The 1,302-nt window shown below is 64.1% G+C and carries 1 protein-coding gene; it reads right to left on the bottom strand.

Going from position 1 to position 1,302, the window contains the following annotated elements; translation table 11 throughout:
* Positions 1-42 precede the first annotated feature (42 nt).
* Positions 43-1,235, bottom strand: a protein-coding gene (locus tag C9J87_RS19265) for an IS3 family transposase (protein ID WP_232820125.1) whose coding sequence is annotated in 2 segments (ribosomal slippage) — positions 43-954 and positions 957-1,235 — 1,191 coding nt in all. Because the reading frame shifts where the segments join, the coding sequence is not laid out codon by codon here.
* Between the last annotated feature and the right edge of the window lie 67 nt (positions 1,236-1,302).

The raw sequence follows: 1,302 nt of genomic DNA, 5'->3' as shown, positions 1-1,302 counted from the left end.
GGGTCTGCCCCAGGTTTGGTTGACACTCGGGGTGGGTGGTTCTCAGGCCGCGTCTGCGGCTGCGTAGATCATCTCAAACTCGACCGGGGTGAGCTTGCCCAGGGCACGTTGACGACGGCGTCGGTTGTACTTGGTTTCGATCCAGGTGACGATCGCGAGACGGAGTTCCTCGCGGCTGTCCCAGCGGCGGGTGTCGAGGACGTTCTTCTGCAGCAGCGAGAAGAACGACTCCATGGCGGCGTTGTCGCCTGAGGATCCAACGCGGCCCATCGAGCCGCGTAGGCCGTTGTTCTTCAACAGCCGGACCACCTTCTTGGAACGAAATTGAGATCCTCGATCAGAGTGGACGATCGTGTTGTCCGGGGAGCGGAGCGCGATCGCGTTCCTGATCGCAGCGGCGGCCAGGCCCGACTTCATCCGCGAGTCGATCGAGTAGCCGACGATCTTGTTGGAGTAGCAGTCCTTGACCGCGCACAGGTAGAGCTTCCCCTCAGCAGTGGGGTGCTCGCTGATGTCGGTCAACCAGACCTGGTTCGGTCCGTCCGCTGCACCGGTGAAGTCGTGGGTGACGCGGCCCTTCTCGTCGACCGTGGCGAGCAGGTCGTCGTGCACCGCGGGTCCGGGCTTGCCCGACTTGCCCCGCCGGCGGTGGTGCGAGGCGAACACGCCTGCGATCGACGCCAGGCGCCACACACGGTTTTCTGAGGCGATGATGCCGACGTCGGCGAGTTCGTCGGTGAGGAACCGGTAGCCGAGCGTGGGGTCGTCTTCATGGATCCCCAGGAGCACGTTGATGACGTGGGCGTCGTCCCAGTCGCGCTGGGACACGGGTGCTTTGAGCCACTTGTAGTACCCCTGCGTCGTCAGACCCAGGACCCTGCACGCCACCGCGACCGGCACCCTGATGCGGGCACCGGTCGCGGACAGTTCACGGACGAGCGGGAAGACTATTTTCCCGGCAGGTTCGCCTGCGACAGGTAGGCAGCTGCACGGCGCAAAACCTCGTTCTCCTGCTCCAGGAGTCGGTTGCGCTTCTTCAGCTCACGCACCTCGACCGACTGCTTCTCGGTGACGCCGGGACGGTTCCCGTCCTCGACGTCGGCCTTCTTCAGCCAGTTCGACAAGCAGCCCTCGGAGATCCCGAAGTCCTTCGCGATCTGGGTCAACGGAGCCTCGCCCTTGCGGGCCACTGCCACGACATCGTCGCGGAACTCCTTGGGATACGGCTTCGGCATGGTGAACATCCTTCCAGCGAGGACGAATCCTCACAGGTCAGGTGTCAACCAAAGTCTGGGCAGTCCC

Origin of the sequence: Nocardioides allogilvus (genome assembly GCF_003047285.1) — a bacterium.
Classification (GTDB): domain Bacteria; phylum Actinomycetota; class Actinomycetes; order Propionibacteriales; family Nocardioidaceae; genus Nocardioides; species Nocardioides allogilvus.
The sequence above is the reverse complement of the archived record's forward strand: the minus strand, read 5'-3'. Positions and strand labels throughout refer to the sequence as shown.